Annotated in this window: 17 protein-coding genes and 4 pseudogenes; 6 read left to right on the top strand and 15 right to left on the bottom strand. The window is 60.4% G+C overall.

All coding sequences use genetic code 11. The annotated features are described in order from the left end of the window. The first annotated feature begins 13 nt into the window (after window positions 1-13). A complete protein-coding gene (locus tag G3N95_RS01440; protein ID WP_241018161.1) occupies window positions 14-352 on the top strand; it encodes a hypothetical protein in 339 nt (112 codons plus the stop codon). Window positions 353-362: 10 nt separating this feature from the next. Here G3N95_RS01440 and G3N95_RS01435 read toward each other — a convergent pair whose 3' ends face one another. Continuing rightward, a complete protein-coding gene (locus G3N95_RS01435) occupies window positions 363-1253 on the bottom strand; it encodes a transporter substrate-binding domain-containing protein (protein WP_205968171.1) in 891 nt (296 codons plus the stop codon). Window positions 1254-1540: 287 nt separating this feature from the next. On the opposite strand from G3N95_RS01435, the pseudogene G3N95_RS01430 reads away from it, so the two are divergent. Then, window positions 1541-2152 (top strand): annotated as a pseudogene (locus G3N95_RS01430) (cation diffusion facilitator family transporter); the annotation flags it as partial. A gap of 144 nt (window positions 2153-2296) precedes the next feature. Here G3N95_RS01430 and G3N95_RS01425 read toward each other — a convergent pair. Beyond that, window positions 2297-2794, bottom strand: a complete 498-nt coding sequence (locus tag G3N95_RS01425; RefSeq protein WP_205968170.1) for a hypothetical protein — start codon at window positions 2792-2794, stop codon at window positions 2297-2299. Between the two features lie 277 nt (window positions 2795-3071). Between G3N95_RS01425 and G3N95_RS01420 the strand changes: the two are divergent. After that, window positions 3072-3431: pseudogene (locus G3N95_RS01420) on the top strand (DUF1924 domain-containing protein). Window positions 3432-3477: 46 nt separating this feature from the next. Then, window positions 3478-3840 (top strand): annotated as a pseudogene (locus tag G3N95_RS01415) (cytochrome C); the annotation flags it as partial. 228 nt (window positions 3841-4068) lie between these two features. Here G3N95_RS01415 and pip read toward each other — a convergent pair. Both pip and G3N95_RS01405 read right to left on the bottom strand, forming a co-directional pair. Beyond that, the gene (pip, locus tag G3N95_RS01410; protein ID WP_205968720.1) at window positions 4069-5001 is read right to left on the bottom strand and encodes a prolyl aminopeptidase; all 933 of its coding nucleotides are present in this window, start codon (window positions 4999-5001) and stop codon (window positions 4069-4071) included. 292 nt (window positions 5002-5293) lie between these two features. Next, the gene (locus G3N95_RS01405; RefSeq protein WP_205968169.1) at window positions 5294-6157 is read right to left on the bottom strand and encodes a neutral zinc metallopeptidase; all 864 of its coding nucleotides are present in this window, start codon (window positions 6155-6157) and stop codon (window positions 5294-5296) included. A 259-nt stretch (window positions 6158-6416) separates the two neighbouring features. Between G3N95_RS01405 and G3N95_RS01400 the strand changes: the two genes are divergently transcribed. After that, entirely contained in the window at window positions 6417-6986 is a 570-nt protein-coding gene (locus G3N95_RS01400) for a cysteine hydrolase family protein (protein WP_205968168.1), read from the top strand. Between the two features lie 298 nt (window positions 6987-7284). Here the strand turns inward: G3N95_RS01400 and yegQ are convergent, their stop codons facing one another. Together yegQ and G3N95_RS01390 are read right to left on the bottom strand one after the other, a co-directional pair. Then, window positions 7285-8586: a tRNA 5-hydroxyuridine modification protein YegQ gene (gene yegQ, locus G3N95_RS01395; protein WP_205968167.1), complete on the bottom strand. Its 1302-nt coding sequence runs from the start codon at window positions 8584-8586 to the stop codon at window positions 7285-7287. A 304-nt stretch (window positions 8587-8890) separates the two neighbouring features. Further along, complete coding sequence (locus G3N95_RS01390) at window positions 8891-9178, bottom strand: hypothetical protein (RefSeq protein WP_205968166.1); 288 nt, start codon at window positions 9176-9178, stop codon at window positions 8891-8893. A gap of 620 nt (window positions 9179-9798) precedes the next feature. On the opposite strand from G3N95_RS01390, the gene G3N95_RS01385 reads away from it, so the two are divergent. Beyond that, a complete protein-coding gene (locus G3N95_RS01385; protein WP_205968165.1) occupies window positions 9799-10812 on the top strand; it encodes a helix-turn-helix domain-containing protein in 1014 nt (337 codons plus the stop codon). Between the two features lie 54 nt (window positions 10813-10866). Here the strand turns inward: G3N95_RS01385 and antC are convergent, their stop codons facing one another. The 9 genes and pseudogenes from antC to G3N95_RS01340 form a co-directional block, all read right to left on the bottom strand. Next, window positions 10867-11895 carry an anthranilate 1,2-dioxygenase electron transfer component AntC gene (gene antC, locus G3N95_RS01380; RefSeq protein WP_205968164.1) on the bottom strand — a complete coding sequence of 343 codons (1029 nt, stop codon included), beginning with the start codon at window positions 11893-11895 and terminating at the stop codon, window positions 10867-10869. Window positions 11896-11908: 13 nt separating this feature from the next. Further along, window positions 11909-12397 carry an anthranilate 1,2-dioxygenase small subunit gene (gene antB / locus G3N95_RS01375; RefSeq protein WP_205968163.1) on the bottom strand — a complete coding sequence of 163 codons (489 nt, stop codon included), beginning with the start codon at window positions 12395-12397 and terminating at the stop codon, window positions 11909-11911. Next, window positions 12394-13785 (bottom strand): anthranilate 1,2-dioxygenase large subunit, encoded by a 1392-nt coding sequence (gene antA / locus G3N95_RS01370; RefSeq protein ID WP_205968162.1) that lies wholly within the window; start codon window positions 13783-13785, stop codon window positions 12394-12396. The genes antB and antA overlap by 4 nt, the downstream gene beginning before the upstream one ends. A gap of 149 nt (window positions 13786-13934) precedes the next feature. After that, window positions 13935-14912 (bottom strand): agmatinase, encoded by a 978-nt coding sequence (gene speB / locus G3N95_RS01365; protein WP_205968161.1) that lies wholly within the window; start codon window positions 14910-14912, stop codon window positions 13935-13937. A gap of 32 nt (window positions 14913-14944) precedes the next feature. After that, on the bottom strand, window positions 14945-16537 hold the full coding sequence (gene ggt, locus G3N95_RS01360; RefSeq protein ID WP_205968160.1) for a gamma-glutamyltransferase: 1593 nt from the start codon (window positions 16535-16537) through the stop codon (window positions 14945-14947). 17 nt (window positions 16538-16554) lie between these two features. After that, a pseudogene (locus G3N95_RS01355) lies at window positions 16555-17931 on the bottom strand (aspartate aminotransferase family protein); the annotation flags it as partial. A 51-nt stretch (window positions 17932-17982) separates the two neighbouring features. Further along, window positions 17983-18747: an ATP-binding cassette domain-containing protein gene (locus G3N95_RS01350; protein ID WP_205968158.1), complete on the bottom strand. Its 765-nt coding sequence runs from the start codon at window positions 18745-18747 to the stop codon at window positions 17983-17985. A gap of 10 nt (window positions 18748-18757) precedes the next feature. Next, on the bottom strand, window positions 18758-19483 hold the full coding sequence (locus G3N95_RS01345) for an ABC transporter permease (RefSeq protein ID WP_205968157.1): 726 nt from the start codon (window positions 19481-19483) through the stop codon (window positions 18758-18760). Then, entirely contained in the window at window positions 19480-20178 is a 699-nt protein-coding gene (locus G3N95_RS01340; protein WP_205968156.1) for an ABC transporter permease subunit, read from the bottom strand. The genes G3N95_RS01345 and G3N95_RS01340 overlap by 4 nt, the downstream gene beginning before the upstream one ends. Between the last annotated feature and the right edge of the window lie 52 nt (window positions 20179-20230).

Below are 20230 nucleotides of genomic sequence, written 5' to 3'. Positions count from 1 at the left end.
TCCACGCGTCTTAATGTTGCCTTCAGGTTTGAAAGACGAAGAACGCGTACACTTCGGGCCGCCGAAGGACTATCCACGCACCGCTATGCAAAGGACCTACCCCTACAATCGCTTCGAAGTAACTGTATCCCTCGAACCCATATGGGTACCCTCCCGCAGCGCCGTGCTATCGCCACCGACCGGCTTTGTCGCGATCGTATCGATCGGCGTAAAGGGCGCGCCAGCTGCGCTGTTGTCGCCCATCCGCCTGATGAATGACCATCAGAAACCGTTCGGAACGGAAGCGGCGGCACTCATGGCAGGGTTTAGCGCGGGGCAAAGAGTGATCGACGATACGCTCATGTGCGGGTGATCGCCTCTACTCATTGTGTGGGGCGATCGCTGCGTTCGGTCAGGTTCCCCTTCAACTCTGCGCCCATCGGCATCTTGAGATCTACGCCGCGCGGTGGAATCGGTGAGTCGAACCACTTTGCGTAGAGGCGCGTGAACTCGCCGCTCTTCATCAGCCTTGTCAGCGTACTATCGACGAGCCGCTTGAACGCCGGATCATCTTTTCGGACCATACATGCGTACGGCTCGACCTGCAGCGTCTTGCCGACGACTTCCCACGTATCTGGATCGCTGGCATTCGCACGTAACCCGTAGAGCAGAACGTCGTCGAGTGCCAGTGCTGCTGCCCTGTTGTTCGCAACCTCCCGCAGCGCATCGGCGTAATCTTTTGTCAGCACTACGTCGGCATCGACGTGCTGTGCGTCGAGCTGGCGGCGTAGGGCTTTCTCGTTGGTGCTTCCTCCAACGGTTGCGACAACCTTGTGCGCGAGATCAGAGTAATCGCCGATGTGCGATTCACGCTTGGCCATCAATCGCGTGCCTGCATAGAAGTAGTTGGTTGAAAATGTGACTTCTTTGCCGCGGGCCGATGTATTGGTCGTCGACCCGCACTCCAGGTCAATCGAGCCGTCGACGAGCAATGGGATTCTGTTCTGCCCGGTAACAGGCATATAGACAGTATGCAGGTCCGGCCTTCGGAGTGCCTTGCGCACGTCATCAACAATTGCTTCGGTCACATCCACCGAAAAGCCAACGGCCTTATGCGGCGTCAGCAGATAGCTGAATGGTATCGCAGACTCTCGATAGGAAACGACGATCTGGTTGGTTCGGGCAATCTTGTCCAATGTCTGCGCGTGTGAGACCGTCAGGGTGCCATGACCGACAATCAATGCGGCCAGCGTCAGTTGGAGTCGATAGATCATGATGCCTCCCGGATCGCGACACACGCGTTGCGTTACGAGCTTCATTTGAAAGCCGCTCCGACCCGGTGGGCGGGTCGACGGATGTTTGATTCGTCAGGAATCAATCCACGTTAGATCGACGATAGGTCCGCAGTGGTGGCGTCAGATTGACTCAAATCAACGGCTCCGTTGCCTTGCAACGCGGTCTCACAATTGATAGAGCTGGAGCGTTGAGCAACAGTCGAAGGCCAGGCCCCTTAAGCACTGTGAATGCCTGAGAGCGTTCCGAACCCGACGGTCGCCGTATTTCCGCGGTTCGCAAGCTCGAAGATCCCGAAACCGTGCAGCGCGTCCACATCGCTGCGCTCTGCGTGGCCATTGGCGCATTGATTGCGAAAGAGCTTCTGTTCCGCTACATGCTCGCGATGGCGACGCGCGTGAAGTCCAGCATGCTTGTCGCCAACGCATGGCACGCCAGGTCGGACGCCGCGTCGTCGCTCGTGGTGGGAGTCGGCATCGTCGGCAATCTGGCGGGTTACCCGATACTGGATCCGATCGCCGCACTGATCGTCGGCTTGCTTGTCTTCAAGATGGGATGGCAATTCGGCTGGGATGCCCTGCACGATCTGATGGACCGTTCGGCGGATGAACACGAGGTAACCGCCGTCCGTCAGACGCTGCTCGCTACGCCCGGCGTAATCGGCGTGCATGATCTGCGCACGCGCAAGATGGGCGACATGATTGTGGCCGACGTGCACATCGAGGTCGACGCCGCAATTTCCGTTGAAGCGGGCCACCAGATAGCGGTCGCTGCGCGCCAGCAGGTACTGACCCGCCATCGCGTGCTCAATGTTATGACCCATGTGGATCCGCGCAAGTTGAGCGGTGTCGATGGAACCGCTGTGCAAACCGGCGTGTGACAACCCGAACTACGCCTGATGTAAGCGTCTTGGCGAGTCAGCAGCGAACGTCTTGATCTACGGAAGTCCGGAAACATCGCCGGATACTTCGGGGCGGCATTTTCCTGGCCTTGAAGCCAGTCCGATCATCCGCTCCCGTGCACTTTACTGCGGCGAGCCAGGGGGCTGCGTTAAATACTGCTGTTGCCACATCATGTTGTTCATCATTTCCTGTTGCATCTGCAGGTACTGGTCAGTCATATATTGTCGCTGGCGCAGTTGCTCGGGATTGAGCCGGGAGTAGTACCCTCCCATATGACCCCAGCCGCCGCCCATCATCCCCTGGCCCATCATTCCGTGCCCCATCATGCCGGGGCCCCACATCGCGTGCATCGTAGTCATTGCACTTTGCATCGTCGCCCAGTGTTGCTGCAGAAGCTTCTGGCGTTCCTTCGGATCCTGCGTTTGACGGATCTGATTCATCTGCGCCTGCATCGCTTTCATCTGCTCCTGGAACTGGGCCAGATTCTTGTCGAATGCCGCCGTATCTGGGCTCTGAGCCTTTGGCGTGCTTTGCGCGGCAGCTGCATCCTTTGACGCCGCATAGAGCATCGGTGGAGTCAACGCAATGCAGATTGCAACAGGAAACAGAAGCACTTTCATGGAAGTCTCCGCGGTGGCAGCAAGCGGCAATGACACTGTCTTCATTCAACACTACCCGCCAATCGGCGTCCCCCCTTGACACGCATCAAAGGATTGACGCGCTGGTTTGCACTCTCGCAAAGAAGTCGGAAGCGGTATGAGTAAACCGCGAGATTGAAGCGTTAAGACTCCGGTAAGGAAGTTCGCCCAGGATGTTCTGCATCTACTGGAGATTCTCGTGAGCAAACCGCTTCTTTCGCTGCCGGGTTTGTATTGGCCGCTTGCGCTGGTCCTTGCCATGATCTCAATGGCGGCCGCCAATGCCGCCACGCCATCAGAACTTCTCGGCGCTTATCGTACCCAGTCGGGCAATGCAGAACCGGACTCGTCGCGTGGGCAACAGTTCTTAAATGCTTCACATGGCCACGAGTGGCGTTGCGCTTCGTGCCACGGCGCAGTACCCACCCAGACTGGCAGGCATGCCGCCACAGGATAGTCGATAGCGCCGCTAGCCCCTGCGTTCAACCCTGAGCGCTTTACCGACGCTTCGAAGACTGACAAATGGTTCCGCCGCAATTGCAACGGCGTCGTCGGACGGGAGTGCAGCGCAACCGAGAAGGCGGATCTGCTCGCCTGGCTTTTGACGCTCAAGCCGTAGGCGACTTTCTTCACTATTGGAAGTTCTTTCCACCGGAGCGCTGCCCATGCTGTTCAATCTCGTGCCCCGTTCTGTTGAGGTTTGTGCCGTCGCTCTTGTGGCTGCTTTGGCGGCCTCGATTGCTGCCGCCGAAACTGAAGAGACATACCGTCAGGTCAACCTGCTGCCCAGGTATCGGCAGGAATGCGCAGCCTGCCATATTGCCTATCCGCCGGACATGTTGCCTGCCGCGTCGTGGCAGCGCATTCTGGGCAACCTGCAACACCATTTCGGCGCCGATGCGTCACTCGACGCTGACGCCGTCAGGCAGATTTCGACATGGCTCGCCGCAAATTCGGCAACGGATGGGGCTACGCACGCTGATCCGCCCGAAGATCGCATCACCCGCTCGACGTGGTTTCGACACGAATCAAGCTATCTCTGGAACTCCGAACGCCAAACGAAGCCTTGCGGCGCAAGCCAACGCGAGACGCGCCCTGCCGCCCGATGGCCGCAACGGGAACGGCGAAGATTCGACAGCGCCATGATCCCGCAGGGCGTATGGGGTGCGTACTCGTCGTGGTCCTGCGCAGTACAGTCGAGAGCCCGAAGGGTGACGCCGCCGACAGGTATTCGCCGGGGTAGTCCGCCTTGCGCGCTAGGTCGCAAACCGGTCTGTCGCCGCAATCAGTGCCTTCAGGATCCCCGGTTCGTTGTACGCGTGACCCGCATCCGGCACGATCTCGAGCGTCGCGTGTGGCCATACCTTCGACAGATCCCATGCGGTGCGCGCTGGCGTCGCCATGTCGTAGCGTCCCTGGACGATCACGCCCGGAATGTGCGCGAGACGATGTGCGTCGCGCAGCAGTTGGCCTTCGTCGACGAAGCCGTTGTTGACGAAGTAGTGGTTCTCGATTCGCGCGAATGCCAACGCGAAGTGGCCATCGCTGTAGTGATCCGTCAGCGTCTGGTCAGGCAGCAGCGTGATCGTCCGGCCTTCCCAGCGACTCCACGCTCGCGCGGCGTCGAGCTTGGCGGTTTCGTCATCGCCGGTCAGGCGGCGATGGTAAGCAGCCATCAGGTCATCGCGCTCGTTGACGGGAATCGGTGCGAGATATTCTTCCCACAGATCCGGAAACAGCCACGACGCACCGTCCTGGTAGTACCAGAGCAGTTCCGCGCGGCGCAACGTGAAAATGCCGCGTACCACCATCTCGCTCACGCGTTCCGGGTGCGTTTCAGCGTAGGCGAGTGCGAGTGCACTACCCCATGAGCCGCCGAATACAAGCCACTTTTCGGCGCCGATCATGTCGCGCAATCGCTCGATATCGGCGACGAGATGCCAGGTCGTGTTGTTTTCGAGGCTCGCGTACGGCATCGAGCGGCCGCAGCCGCGCTGGTCGAACAGCAGAATGTCGTAGCGCTCGGGGTCGAACAGGCGACGATGCTCAGGGCTGCAACCACTACCCGGGCCGCCGTGCAGGAACACAACGGGCTTGCCGGCGGGATTGCCGCAGCGCTCCCAGTACACCTGATGGCCGTCGCCTGTGTCGAGATGGCCGTGTGCGTATGGTTCGATGGGTGGATACATCATGTTTCGACTCGAGTGCATGAAGGGAAATGGGAAGCGTTGGCGGCAAAATGGAGGAATGGGTCGCGCCGTGTTCTCGTGCTGTTTAACGTAGTTCTTTCACCATCAGACGCGGTTCTGATTTACCTTCGCATCCCCTGCTCGAATACCATTGCCGGAGTAACGATACATCAGTACGCTCGTCAAGCGGATGTGCCTCTAGCTCCAGCCTTCCGGCTCCGGCCGTGGGTGAGTGGGGCCGTAGGCGATGCCATTCACGCCGCTAAAGTGCACGATTCGCGACGCGTGAGGATCACAAGGACTGCGCCGAGAACGTGTCGCATTGTCGGATGTCACCCGATGCCATACCGCGATTCAGCCATCGCTGGCGCTGCTCACTCGTACCATGTGTGAAGGCTTCAGGCACGACGCGTCCCTGCGATTGCCGCTGCAACCGGTCGTCGCCGATCGCGCCGGCTGCCTGAAGACCCTGCTCGAAATCGCCAGGCTCGATCAGCCTGGCATTCTGTTGCTGCGCGACAGCGGCCCACACGCCAGCAAAACAATCCGCCTGCAATTCGAGGCGCACGGACAACGCGTTGCCTCGCGCCTCAGACAGGCGCGCACGCGCCGCTTCGTACTTCTCAGAGATCCCGAGGACATTCTGCACGTGATGCCCGACCTCATGCGCGATAACATACGCCTGAGCAAAGTCACCACTCGCACCGAAACGGTCACGCAGTTCGCGGTAAAACGACAGGTCGATATAGACCGTGCGATCCCCCGGGCAGTAGAAAGGGCCCATCGCAGACTGGCCGGTGCCGCACGCGGTAGGTGTTGCGTCGGTGAAGAGCACAAGCTTGGGCGCCGGATAGTCCTGATGGAATCGCGTGCTGAAAATGTATTGCCATGTTCGTTCTGTATTGCCAAGCACGCGGCGAACGAAGTGGCTACCCTGATCGTCGACGGGGTGCGCGCTCGACGGCGACGGGTGCTGCTGCGGGCCGCCTTGCAGCACTTGTGCGCCATTGATAATGGTCATTGGATTGATGCCGAGGAAGTATGAAGCGGCCAGCGCTACGAGGATGGTCCCGATACCGATGCCACCGCCGACGCGTACCCCTCCGCCTCGCCGGTCTTCAACGTTCTGACTTTCTGCTTCATCATCAAGGCGCATGTGTTTTCCTTTAAATGGCTCGCGACGCCTGCGAGGCTATATGATCCGTAAGATGCTGCATTCTATATGCCCGTGCACGCAGGTCCAATGGGTGGCATGAGCGCATGGACATGCGCCGCGCGAGAAATGCAGGACAGGCATCCGGCGAGGCTGTACAAGACAAGAAAACCCGGTCGGTGTCATGTTATAGAGTCTGCGTCCGCTGGAACCGCAAACCAGAACCGCGCCGTATCGACCCGAAACTTTTCCGCCTCGACAGATGAGCCACCTGCTTCCGCCTCCCGGTTCCGTACTCTTGCTGATTGATCTGCAACGCGCTATAGACCACCCGAGCTGGGGAAAACGAAACAATCCGGATGCGGAGGTGCAAATTGCCCGGCTGCTGGTCCATTGGCGCAGCCGAGGCTGGCCGGTGTGGCATGTTCGGCATGACTCCACCGATCCGCAGTCCCATTACAGGGCAGGCCAGCCCGGGCATGAATTCAAGCCGGAGACTGCCCCGGTCGCTGGCGAGCCAGTGATTCAGAAACAGACGAACAATGCGTTCATCGGAACGCATCTTGAAGAACGGCTTCGCACTAAAGGCCACGACACATTGGTCGTGGCAGGCGTCATCACGAACAATTCAGTCGAGGCAACGGTTCGGATGGCCGGCAACCTTGGCTTCCATCCCTATCTCGTGGCAGACGGTTGCTTCACTTTCGCCCGCAAGGACTGGAACGGAATACCACGGAGCGCCGAGGACGTTCACGCGATGTCGCTGGCCAATCTCGATTCCGAATACTGCACTGTCGTGACTGCGGATCTGGTTTTAAGCGTTTCCGGTTAAGGCGTTGCTGACAACTGCATGTGAACATCCGAGAAGTGCAATTCAAGGGCTCCCCAAATGTGCAGGCTGTGAACTCGAGGATCATGTGCAGCGGTCGGCCAGTGTTGCCGTTCGCGCAACGCCGAATGTCCGTGCTTGAAACACGAACGTCAGACGCCCGACCTAAGGAGAACAGCCTATCCGACTCCGCCATTAAAGGTGCGCGCGTCGAAGCGGCGGCTCCACTTCCAGGAGCAGTTACTCGCGCCGTATCACCCGCACCGGCTGAGCGGTGCGGGAAAATCCTTCTGTTCAACGCCTATTGATCGTTCTGCATGACATATCGAGCCACAAGCGTCATCGGCCCGGTTTTTCCGATATCGACCCGGACCGTGTGGCCGCTGCCGGGCGCGACATGACAGGATTGGCCTTCCATGTTTTTCATGCGTGTCAACGTTATGTCCCGCGTATCGTCCGGAGAAATGATCTCCAGTGCATCGCCAACGGAAAAGCGATTCTTGACTTCGAGCGTCGTCAGCCCGGTCTCTGTATCGTAAGCCAGCCACTCCCCGACGAACTGCTGACGCCCATTGCCTGAGGCTCCGCTGGCGTAGTTCTGATAGTCCTCCGACGGATGTCGCTGCAGAAAGCCGCTCGTGTAGCCACGATTGGCGAGGCCGTCGAGGCGGCCAATGAGCCGCGCGTCGAACGGGCGACCGCCGATCGCATCGTCGATGGCCTGCGCATAGAGCTGCGCGGTACGCGCGACGTAGTAGTGTGACTTCGTGCGACCTTCGATCTTCAGGCAATCGACGCCGATATCGACCAGTCTCCGGACATGCTCAATCGCGCGCAGGTCGCGTGAATTCATCAGATACGTGCCGTGTTCGTCTTCGGATATCTCCATCCATTCGCCGCTGCGGCGCCCTTCCTCTTCCAGCAGATACACGCCGTCCGCGGCCGTGTGGCGCGGCACATGTTCGCCTTCAGTCGTGAGCGCAGATTCGGTCATGCGATAGCTCCAGCGGCAGGCGTTGGTGCACGTTCCCTGATTCGAGTCGCGATGATTGAAGTAGCCCGAGAGCAGACAGCGGCCGGAATACGCGATGCACAATGCGCCGTGCACGAAGACTTCGAGTTCGGTGTCGGGGCAGCGCTGGCGGACCTCGGCGATCTCGTCGAGCGAGAGTTCGCGAGACAGGATCACGCGCGATACGCCGATCGAGTTCCAGAAACGGACGCTGGCGTAGTTGACAGTATTGGCCTGCACGGACAAGTGGATCGGCATGTCGGGCCACGTCTCGCGGACCATCATGATCAGTCCGGGGTCTGCCATGATCAGTGCATCCGGCCCGAGGGCCACCGCATCGCGCAAGTCCTGAATGAAGGTGTCGACCTTGCGGTTGTGCGCCATCAGATTGACGGTCAGATAGAAGCGCTTGCCGGCTGCCCGGCAGGCCTGGATACCTTCGCCGAGGAACCCCGTATTGCGGAATTCGTTGTTGCGTGCACGCAGGCTGTAGCGCGGCAAGCCCGCGTACACGGCATCGGCACCGTATGCGAGGGCGTAGTTCAAGGCGCGCAGCGAACCGGCGGGGCTAAGGAGGTGTGGACGCTTCATGGCGTAGGCTCGCGGAACAAAGCTCGCGAGCGTACCCGCGTTTCTCTGAAAAAGCCTTGCGCTAGCGCATGTCGGAGCGTTGATTTCAACGCGTCGCAGAGATCGGATCAGACCGTCCGCAGCCGGGCATGCATCGCCGCGCTCAGGACTAAGCCGCCGCATCGGGATTCCCCGACGTCTCTGCCAACGTCGTCATTCGCTGAGATCAAGTCGACCTGGCATTAGGTCAACCCAAGCAACAATCGGTTTCGAGAACGGCCTTTACCCACGCAGCACGGCGCTCTCGACCCGAAGCTGTAGAGCGTCACCAGTGGCGATGGTGTTCCGATCCATTGTGCCAACCGCCCTGCCCATTGCCGTAGCCATAGCCCGTCGGCGGCCTCGAATACACGACCGGCGGTGGACTGGTCTGGTAGACATAGGTACCCGGCGCCCCATAGGCACCCGGCGGCGCAAAGTGGGATTGATAGACCACCGGCGGCGGTGGCGCAGGAATCGGCGCGTAATAGTTGCCCGCATTGGCCTGAGCCAGAGCCGACAAGGGTACGCAGGTGGTCGCAGCGATTGCCAGCAGCAAGATTCTGTACTTCATGATGTGACTTCCCATCGGTTCGCCAATTTGGCCCGACTATGAGATGGCCATCTGAAGAATAGTCGCTCGACGCGCCGGCGAATGAAACCGTCCGCGTCAATCTGTAACGGTCGGTAAGGAGCGACGATCGCAAGCAAGCAACATCCGACACCGCCAGGCATCCGCATTGCAGCTTCGCTCGCGTGTCGTGCACGAACGAAGCTCACATTCGTCACGAGATCGAGCCGCTTCGTGACGAACTATCTTCGCCACGAGGCGGCGCGTAATGATCTGGCACAGCAGGCCGCTCTTTGTGCGCACCCACGAACACATTGCGCATACGGCTGTTCACATCGCGAATCGCGTCGTACATGCCGCGAAGCAAGCGGAACCGGCTCGCCCCCAGTCGCTGCTTTGTGCCCGCACGCGCGACGCCGTGCCGCCCGAACTCAGATAGTCGAAACCTGCATCGGCGACGCCATAGAGGGTTTCGCGGCGCGGTACTTCAAGTTGACCATCAATTTCTTCCTGGGCAATATCGAATAGATCGACGATGCCCCCTGCCGCACCGGCCGGCCTCAGCGCGCCCGAATTCCCTTTAACAGCCGTTGTGCGATTTCCCCGATATACCGTCAAAAAAGATGCAGCCAACCCCGGAGCGTGGTTTTACTGACATGCAGGCCGCGATCAGCGACATGGATGGCGCGCGCGACTGGATGGCGTCCATTTGCGGGCCTCACGGCCTGCGCGTCACCCGTCCCGAACGGCTGAAGTTTCATCAGTCGGGAACGGTGTTGCGCTCGATGGCCACCACAATCGGTTATGTCGAGTATGGAACCGATGTCACGGTGGCAGTCCGCGGCGATAGTCCGCTGAATTGCTATAGCGTCAGCCTGCCGGTGATCGGCCAGCAGGAACTGGCTGCGCAGGGACAGCTCTGGGTCTCCGATCAGGATCGCGGGCTGATCGTCAGTCCGCAGGAATCACAGGATCTCGACATTGCCGGCAATTGTCGGAAGATTCACCTCGCGATTCCTCGCTCCGCATTGCAACAGGTGCTGCAAGCCATGCTGCAACGGCCCGTCGACGCACCCATCGTCTTTCAACCGGATATGGATGCGATCACGGGCGATCAGGCGTCGTGGTGGCGCATGGTGAAGTTCCTGATGAGTGAAATGGAGCGGTCCGGGCCGCTCCTCGCGCAGTTCTATCTGTCCAGCGACTTCGAACTGACGTTGCTCAAGGGCCTGCTTCTCTCGCAGCCGCACAACTACTCGGAACAATTGGCCGGCCGGTCCGCGAAGACGCCGCCGCATTATCTGACGAAGGCACGTCAGTTCATCCAGGACAATGCACGCGAACCGCTTGCGCTCGAAGACATCGAGCGTTGCGCGGGCGTGTCCCGCTTCAAGCTGTTCGAAGGGTTCAAGGAATACTTCGGCTGCACGCCGATGGGCTACCTGAAGCAATACAGGCTCGAATCCGTGAGACGGGAGATCATCGAAGACGGTTCGGTGCGCAATATCTCGTCGGCGGCGATGGGCTGGGGCATCTCGCATCTCGGGCGCTTTTCGACGGAGTACAAGGCGCTGTTCGGCGAGTCTCCATCCGATACCCTCAAGCGCACCGCAAGCAAATCCAAAGTCAAACGTTAAACGACTCGCAGACGGCTTGCCCGCGAGTCGTGCACGTGAGCTAGAAGCTCGACGTTATCGCGCGTGACTCTCGCCGAACTTCTCGTAGAACAGCCGATAGTCCTGAATGCCTTGCTCACTGAGCCAGGTCTTGATCGCTTCGACCATCGGCGGCGGCCCGCACACGTACATATCGAATCCATTCGACTCCAGAAACGACCGGTCGAAGTGCTCGGGTATCAGGCCCGTCTTTCCCGTCCATTCCGCAGCGGGATTCATCACGACGGTTTCGAGCGTGAAGGCGTCGATCTTCTCGCCGTAACCGTTCAGGCGCGCCATTTCGCACAGATCGCGAGCATGGGTGACGCCGTAGTAGAGCTGGACGGGATAGCCCGCATCGTTCTTCTGCGCCATGTCATCCAGCATGCCGAGGAACGCGGAGAGACCCGTGCCGCCCGCCACCATCACGAGCGGCCGCTCGACCTGGCGCAGATAGAACGCGCCCAGCGGTGCTTCGAACTCGATTGCGTCGCCGGCCGTGCATCGCTCGCGCAGGTAATTGCTCATCGCGCCATCGGGCAGCAGGCGAATCAGGAACTGCAGATGGTTGGCGTCGTTCGGATGATGGGCGAACGAGTACGACCGCCATTCATCCGTGCCGGGCACTTTCACACGCGCATACTGGCCGGGAAGAAAGTCGACCCGTCGATCATGCGCGCTCGCATCGATACGCAGGATCGCGGTCGTTTCGGAGACGAGTTCGACGGCTTCGACGCGCGCTGACACGGTGCGTGTGCCGCCGCCCTGGCACAGGCTCGAATCGAAGTCGAAGTAGAACGACGCGTCGGACTGGACCCGCGTCTGACACGACAACATTTTGCGTTGCGCGAGATCGTCCTCGCTCAGCGTCTCTTCATCGACATAGTCCTGCGTGTACGCGCCCGCTTCGCAGCGTCCCTGGCAGGTGCCGCACACGCCTTCACGGCAGTCGAGCGGAATGTTCACGCCGTTGCGCAGCGCTGCGTCGAGCAGCAGCTCGTTGGTGTGAACATCGAAGAAAGCGGTCTTGCCGTCGGAAAAATTCAACGCGACCTTATGCGTCATGGCCGTGCTCCCGTTACAGATGATAGAAGTCCAACACCGCGTTAATGGTGTCGTTCAGCAACAGCACGTGTTTGCGCGTGATCTTCCAGCTGTCCGCTGCCGGGCGCAGATCGTAGACCGCGCGGCCATAGAAGTAGTCCGTCACGCCCTGGCGCGTGTAGAGCGTCGACCAGTTCACCGCCGCTTCAATCTGCGCGTCCGCTTTTTGGGTGATGCGTACGTTGCTGATCTGATGCATCGTGCGAGGCAGCGGCGTCGATGCTGCCGATTTGCCCGTCCGCAGGCGGAACACGCGGTCTTCGAGTCCCGCGCGACTCGTGTAATAGATCAACGACATTTCCCGCGCGGGGTCTTGCGTGTGCACGTGTTCGGAGTCCCATTGCGGCACGTGGAAGACGCTTTGCGGATCGAACAGATCGAGGTACGCGTCCCATTGCTGCCGGTCGCACAGATCGGACTTGAGATAAAGAAACTGTTCGATGTCGTGCTGAAGCTGGCTCATGCTTGCTCTCCCTGAATCGCGCCGGACTTCGCCAGCCCTTTGAGAATGACGTCGCGCCACGTGCCATGCTGGTTCACGTACAGGCCTTCCTGCGTCATTTCGGTGCCCGTCATGGCGGGTGCGATACCGAGCAGTTCCGCATTCGCGGTCGGGACGGAAGTCCACTTGTGATGGCCGCGCGAGATGTCGCTCCAACGTTCGAGCCGCGCCTGAAAGCCGCGTTGCTGCTCGCGGAATTCGACGAGATCGTCGGGCGTGCCCATCCCCGACACGTTGAAGAAGTCTTCGAACTGACGGATGCGGTTCTCGCGGTCTTTGTCGGACTCGCCCTTCACGCCGATACATTGGCTGATGATTTCGGTCTTGTTCCAGGCAACGGGACGCACGATGCGCAGCTGCGAACTGATCTGATCCATGAAGAACAGGCTCGGATAGACGTTCAGGTTGCGCAGGCGGTGCATCATCCACTCGGCCTTCTGCTGACCATATGCCTCGACGAGGCGCGGCATCACGCTGCTATAGCCGGGACGGACTTCCGGGTTCGGCATGTCGCTGAAGAGCACGCTGTGCCCGTTCCTGAACGCGAACCAGCCGTCGTCGGTATCGGCGTCGCCCGCGCCGAGCTTGCTGTAGTCGAGCGTGCCGTTCGGACCTTCGCCATTCTTGCTATTCGATTCCTGGCGATGCTTGACGGTCGCGACGTAGTTGTAGTGAACCGTGCTGACGTGATAGCCGTCCAGACCGTTTTCATTCTGCAGCTTCCAGTTGCCGTCGAACGTATACGTCGAGCGCCCCGGCAAGACTTCGAGTTCGCCCGTGGGCGATTGCGCGACCATCATGTCGAAGAAGATGCGTGCGTCGCCGAGATAGTCTTCCAGCGTGTCGGTGCCGTCCACGTCGAGACTGACGAACACGAAGCCCTTGTAGCTGGCAATACGCGCCTTTTTCAGGCCGCGCGTGGACTTGTCGAAGTCTTCGCAGTACTCGCCCGGTGCCTTGACCTTGACGAGCCGCCCATCGTTCTTGTAGCACCAGGCATGAAACGGACAGGTGAAGGTGGACTGGTTGCCCTTGCTCATGCGGGTGAGCGTCGCGCCACGGTGCTGGCACGCGTTGATCATCGCGTTCAGGTTGCCGTTGCCGTCGCGCGAGATGATCAGCGGCTGGCGCCCCGCGCGCATCGTCAGGTAGTCGTTCTTGTTGGCTATCTCGCTCTCGTGGCAAGCGTAAATCCAGGTCTTCTCGAAGATGAACTCCATCTCCAGCGAGAACAGTTCCGGCTCGGTAAACATCTCGCGCGCAATCCGGTAGACGCCTTCCGTCGGCCGGAAGTCCAGACAGCCGCTGACGAACTCGCTCCATTCGGATGCGCTTCGCGTTTCACTCATGATTTCTGCCCCTCCGTGTCATCGCTTGAATGTCGATGGCACCATTGAATACCGATTGGGGCAGGTGGACTATCCAGCCAGTTTGCGTTTGCTATCCAGTTATTTTGGCGATCGAACTCCGTTTGTAAATGTGCGTGCTCGATGCATGTTCATCGCGCAGATCTTCTGCTCGTTGCGCGGTGCCGGAACAGGCAGACCAGTTCGCTCGCCACGTGCGCGGCCGCCAGCGCCGTGATATCCGCGTGGTCGTACGCCGGCGCGACCTCGACGACGTCCGCGCCGATCAGGTCGATGTCGCCCAGCCCACGGATGATCGAAAACGCTTGAGCCGTCGAAAGACCGCCCGGAACCGGCGTTCCCGTTCCGGGTGCAAACGCGGGGTCGAGCCCGTCCACATCGAACGTGAAGTAGGTTGGACGATCGCCGACGATCGACACGATGCGTTCGACCGTCGCCTTCACGCCATGCTCGTGCACCCACGGCGCGTCCAGCACATGGAAACCCATGAAGTCGTCGTTCCATGTGCGGATGCCGATCTGCACGGACCGCTGCGGGTCGATCAGGCCTTCTTTCACGGCCTTGTAGAACATCGAACCGTGATTGAGGCTGTCAGGCTGGTCGTCTGGCCACGTATCGCAATGCGCGTCGAAGTGGATCAACGATAACGGCTTGCCATACTTCTCGGCATGCGCGACCAGCAACGGGTAACTGACGTAGTGATCGCCGCCCAGCGTCAACATCTTCGCGCCTGAGGACAGGATAGTGCGCGCGTGTTCGACGATCGTCTCCTTCACCGTCGACGGATTGTGCACGTCGAGCCAGCAATCGCCGTAGTCGATCACGGCATAGTCGTCGAACGGATTGATCCCCCACGGATACGGCAGCAGCACGCCGAGCTGGCTGCTCGCCGCACGTATTGCGCGAGGACCGAGACGCGCGCCGGGCCGGTTGGTCGTGGCGATATCGAGCGGCACGCCCGTGATGGCCAGATCGATACCTGAAAGATCTTTTGTATAAAGACGCCTCATGAAGGAAACGACACCCGCATAGGTGTTTTCCTTCGACGACCCGTAGGGCGATTCGCGACGGATCGCACCATCGCCGCGTATGACTTCGCGTTTGTCCATGTCGATCCGTACGTGTGGTCGATGTGAGTGCGTCAAATGCCGAGTGCGCAGCCGTCTTTGCGATGATCCGACGCGCCGGTGAGCGTGCCGCGTTCCCAATCGATCGAGATCGCCTGCGCGCCGCCGATAGCCCAGTTGGGCGGCACGAGGTTGAAGCCACGTCGGGTCAGCTCGTCGCGCGTCGCTTGCGGCAAAGTCGATTCCGCTTCGACGACACCCGTGCCAGGTTGCGGGAACACGCGCGGCAGCGAGATCGCCGATTGCATGTCCAGCCCGTAGTCCAGCACCTTCGACAGAAAATGCGCGTGCCCCATTGCCTGATAGTGGCCGCCCATCACGCCGAAGGTCATCTGGACTTTTCCGTCTTTCGTGACCATGCCGGGAATGATGGTATGCATCGGTCGCGCGTGCGGCGCGATCGCATTTGGATGCCCCTCTTCGACGGAAAAGCTCTGGCCTCGGTTGTGCAGCATCACGCCACTATGCGGCGCCATGATGCCGCTGCCGAATGGATGAAACAGCGAGTTGATGAAGCTCGCGCAATTGCGGTCCTTGTCGACGACGCAGATATAGACGGTGTCCTTGTGATCGGCGGGACGATACGTGGGGACGTCGGACATCGCGCGGTCGAGCGAGATTCGCGCGCGCAGCTTCGACACGTTTGCGTCCGACAGCAGCCGGTCGATATCGAGCGGCTGGCCGCGCGGATCGCCGAGCAGCGCATCGCGGATCGAATACGCTAGCCGCGTCGCTTCGATCTCGCGATGAAGGCGGTCGGCGCCCAGCGGATCGTCGCTTGCATCGAATCCCTCGAGTATCTTGAGGATCAGCAGTGCGATGATGCCCTGCCCGTTCGGCGGACACTCGTGCACGTCGTAGCCGCGGAAGCTCGCCTTGATGGGCTTCACGTACTCGCCGCGATACTGTGCGAAGTCGTCGAGCGTATGCAGGCCGCCCTTGCTCTTCAAACACGCGACGATATCCTCCGCGATGAAGCCTTCGTAGAACACACGCGGTCCCGCTTCGGCAATGGCCATCAACGACTTCGCGAGCAACGGCTGCCGGTGCAGCGTGCCCGCAGCAGGCGACGCGCCGTCGATCAGCATCTGCTCACGGCTCGTCTTGTCCAGCCGCAGCAAGACGGCCTGATGCGCCCAGTCCGCTGCCGCGCGCGGCGCCACGGCATAGCCTTCGCTGGCGAGCCTGATCGCCGACGCGAACAGCGACTTGAACGGCATCGAACCGTGATCGCGTGCGAGGGTCGCCCATGCATCGACGGCGCCCGGCACCGTGACGGCATGGGGCGAATGACGCTCGATCGATGACACGCCCATCGACGCAAGCATCGGCACACTGGCTGCCTGCGGGGCCCAGCCGGAACCATTGAAGGCGACGATATCGTCGCTGCCGCCGCGCGAATACAGCGCGAAGCAGTCGCCGCCTATTCCCGTCGAACCTGGCTCGACCACGCACTGCACCGCGCACGCGGCAATCGCCGCATCCATCGCATTGCCGCCCGCCTCCAGAATCTTCACTGCGGCGAGCGTCGAAGCGGGATGCGACGTCGCCGCCATGCCGTCTTTCGACATCACCAGCGACCGTCCCGGTTGCTCGAAATCTCTCATGCTGTATCCCCGTTCCATCAATTGACGTGCAGCGCTTTGCGCCATGCGAGTGTGTCGTCGAGCGCGCGCTTCGCGGCGTCGAAGATTTCGTCGATCTGCGCGTGAGACACGATCAGCGGCGGGCAGAAATTGACGGTATCGCCCAACGCGCGCGTAATCAGTCCGTGCGACAAGGCCCGCGTGCCGGCATAAGCGGCCACGGCTTCCGACGGCGGGAAGGGTTCCTTGCTCTCTTTGTCCGCGACCAGCTCGACAGCCGCGAGCAGACCCGCGCCGCGCGCTTCGCCGACGAGGGGATGTCGGCCGAGTTCCGCCACACGCTCCTGGAAATGCGGGGTGACGGCTCGCACGTGTTCGAGAATCCCGTCTTCCTCATAGATCTTCAGCGTCTCCAGCGCGACGGCTGCGCACACGGGATGACCGCTATACGTGAAGCCGTGCCCGAACGTGCCGATCTTCTCGCTTTCCGTTACGAGACCTTTGTAGATCCGCTCGTTGACCATCAGCGCCGAGATCGGCAGATAGCCTGCCGACAGCTGCTTGGCCATCGTGATCATGTCGGGCTGCATGCCGTAGGTCTGCGAGCCCCACATGTTCCCCGTGCGGCCGAAACCGCAGATGACTTCGTCGGCGACGAGCAGAATGTCATACCGCTTCAGCACCGCCTGTATCTTCTCCATGTAGGTGGCAGGCGGAACGATCACGCCGCCTGACGCCATGATGGGCTCGGCAAAGAATGCCGCGATGGTGTCGGCACCCTCTTCGAGAATCAGGCGTTCCAGCGATTCGGCACAGCGCGTCGCAAACTGCTCTTCGCTCTCGCCCGGCAGACCGTAACGGTAGAAGTGAGGGCAGTCGGTGTGCAGAATCCGGTCGATAGGCAGATCGAAGTCGCGATGATTGTTCGGCAAGCCCGTGAGACTCGCCGATGCCACCGTTACGCCGTGGTAAGCGCGCGTGCGCGAAATGATTTTCTTCTTCTGCGGCCGGCCGGTTGCATTGTTGAAATACCAGATCAGCTTGACGGCGGTGTCGTTGGCTTCGGAACCGGAGTTCGCGAAGAACACTTTCGACATCGGCACAGGCGCCATCGAAATCAGCTTCTCCGCGAGCCGGATGGAAGGTTCCGACGATTTATGGCCGAACGCGTGATAGAACGGCAGCTTTCTCATCTGCCTGTCGGCGGCATCCGCGAGCCGGCTTTCGCTGAAGCCGAGCGATGCGCAGAACAGTCCGCCGAGTCCTTCGATGTATCGCTTGCCCTCTGCATCGTAGACGTACACGCCCTCGCCTCGCTCGATCACCATCGGACCGACTTCGCGATGAAGGCTGAGATTGGTGTACGGATGAAGATAATGTTCGATGTCGTTCTGTTTCAGGTTTTGCATGGGTTTATTCCTTGTTCGTCTCTTCCACGTTGATGTTCTCGTCGTGCGGTAAGCGGACTATTTCATCGCCCCGGACAGAAAGCGCTGAAGCCGCTCGCTCTTCGGCGCTTTCAGCACGTCCCGTGGGTGCCCTTCTTCCTCGACCACACCTTGATGAAGAAAGACCACATGATTGGATACCTCGCGCGCAAAGCCCATTTCGTGCGTCACGACGATCATCGTGCGGCCTTCTTCCGCGAGATCGCGCATCACCTTGAGCACATCGCCGACGAGTTCGGGATCCAGCGCCGACGTGGGCTCATCGAAGAGCAAGGCTTCCGGCTCCATCGCAAGTGCCCGCGCAATGGCTACCCGCTGCTGCTGTCCGCCCGACAGATGCGACGGGTAGGCGTTCGCGAAGCGGGTCATGCCGACCTGCTCCAGATAGCGCCGGGCACGCTCCGCGGCCTCCGCTCTCGTCAGCTTCAACACGTGCCTCGGCGCTTCCATGACGTTTTCCAGCACGGTCATATGCGCCCAAAGGTTGAAGTGCTGGAAGACCATCGCGAGTTGGGTCCGCATCTGCCGCAACTGGGCGGGATCGCTGATGCGGATTTCACCGCTTCCGCTGGTCGACGTGCGCACTTCGCTGCCGTTCAGGCTCACGCGGCCCGATGACGGCGATTCGAGGAAGTTGATGCAGCGCAGAAACGTGCTCTTGCCGGAACCCGACGAGCCGATCATGCTGATCACGTCGCCTCTTTTCGCCGACAGCGAAACGCCCTTGAGCACTTCGTTGTCGCCGTATCGTTTGTGCAGATTTTCGACAGTCAATGCATTCATGTGACGTGCTTTAGCCTTTAGCGAGAGTGGCAAAGTTCTGGGGACGCAGATAAACCAGGTATCTGCGCTCGGTGAGTCGCACGAGGAACGTGATGATCGTCGTCAGCCCGAAATAGACAGTTCCGACAGAAATGAATGCCTCGAACGGCGCGTAATAATTCGCATAGAAATCGCGCGCAACGCCCGTCAGATCGACGATCGTGATCGCGCTCACGATCGAGGTGCCGTGCAGCATCAGGATCACTTCGTTGCTGTACGCAGGAATGAAGCGGCGCAGCGCGGAAGGCAGAAGAATCCGTCGCCACGCCATGGTCCGGCTCATGCCGTAGGCCTGTGCGGCTTCGATCTCGCCATAAGGTGTCGCGCGCAGTGCGCCTGCAAGAATCTCCGTCGTGTATGCGCACGTGTTCGCCGTCAGGGCAATCAGCGCGCACCAGTACGGATCGCGCAGTAGAGACAGAACAGGATTGCCGCGCTGCCAGGCGTCCTGCATCCACTGAAACTGGCCGAATCCGTAGTACACGATCATCAGTTGCGCGAGCAGCGGCGTGCCCCGCATGAACCATGTGTAGACCGCAACCGGCCCGCTCACAAAACGGTTCGGTGACACACGCAGCACGGCGAGCGGAATCGCGATCAGCAAGCCGAGCGAGAGAGACAGAACCGTGAGCTGCACCGTCACCCACAGACCGCCCGCGTACGAAGCAAACAGTTGGCCGAATTGTTCGTATGTCATCGGTGCAGACTCCCTTCGCGAACGCCCCGGTGCAGATATGTGCGCGCCCGGGCAAGACAGGCTGTCGAGCCCGAGGTGACCAGGAGATACACGACACAGGCGGCCAGATAGAACGTCATTGGCGTCTGCGTCGTGCGGCCGGCCTGGTCGGCGATGAACATCACATCGTGCAGTCCGATCAGCGAAGCAATCGCCGTTGCCTTGAGCAGCACCAGCCAGTTGTTGACGGCAGCCGGGAGCGCCAGCCGCATCATCTGCGGGAACAGGATGCGACGGAATGCGAGCCAGCCCGAGAAGCCGTACGCACGCGCCGCCTCCATCTGGCCACGCGGCACGCTGAGAATCGCGCCGCGGAAGGTCTCCGTGTAATAGGCGCCGAAGATGAAGCCGATAGTCAGCACGGCCGCAACAAAAGCGTCGACATCCGGCGCATGAAAGCCCAGCAGCGATGCCAGCTGATTGAGGATCAGTTGCCCGCCGTAAAACACCAGCAGCATCATCACGAACTCAGGCACGCCGCGAATGAGCGTGGTATAGGCAGACGCCATCGACACGACAGGACGCGAACCGTAGAGCTTGGCCACCGCGCCGATCATCCCCAGGCATACCGCGAGTACCACGGAGAGAACAGCGAGGATGAGCGTGATCCCGGCGCCCTGCAAAAGCGCGGGGAAGTACCGCTGAAGTTCGAGCATGATTCCGCCTGTGAATGCGTAATGGAAGGCCGCGATGCAGGAATGCTTGCAG

This window comes from Paraburkholderia sp. Tr-20389 (genome assembly GCF_017104565.1).
Lineage (GTDB): Bacteria > Pseudomonadota > Gammaproteobacteria > Burkholderiales > Burkholderiaceae > Paraburkholderia.
This window is presented reverse-complemented; position numbering and strand designations above follow the sequence as displayed.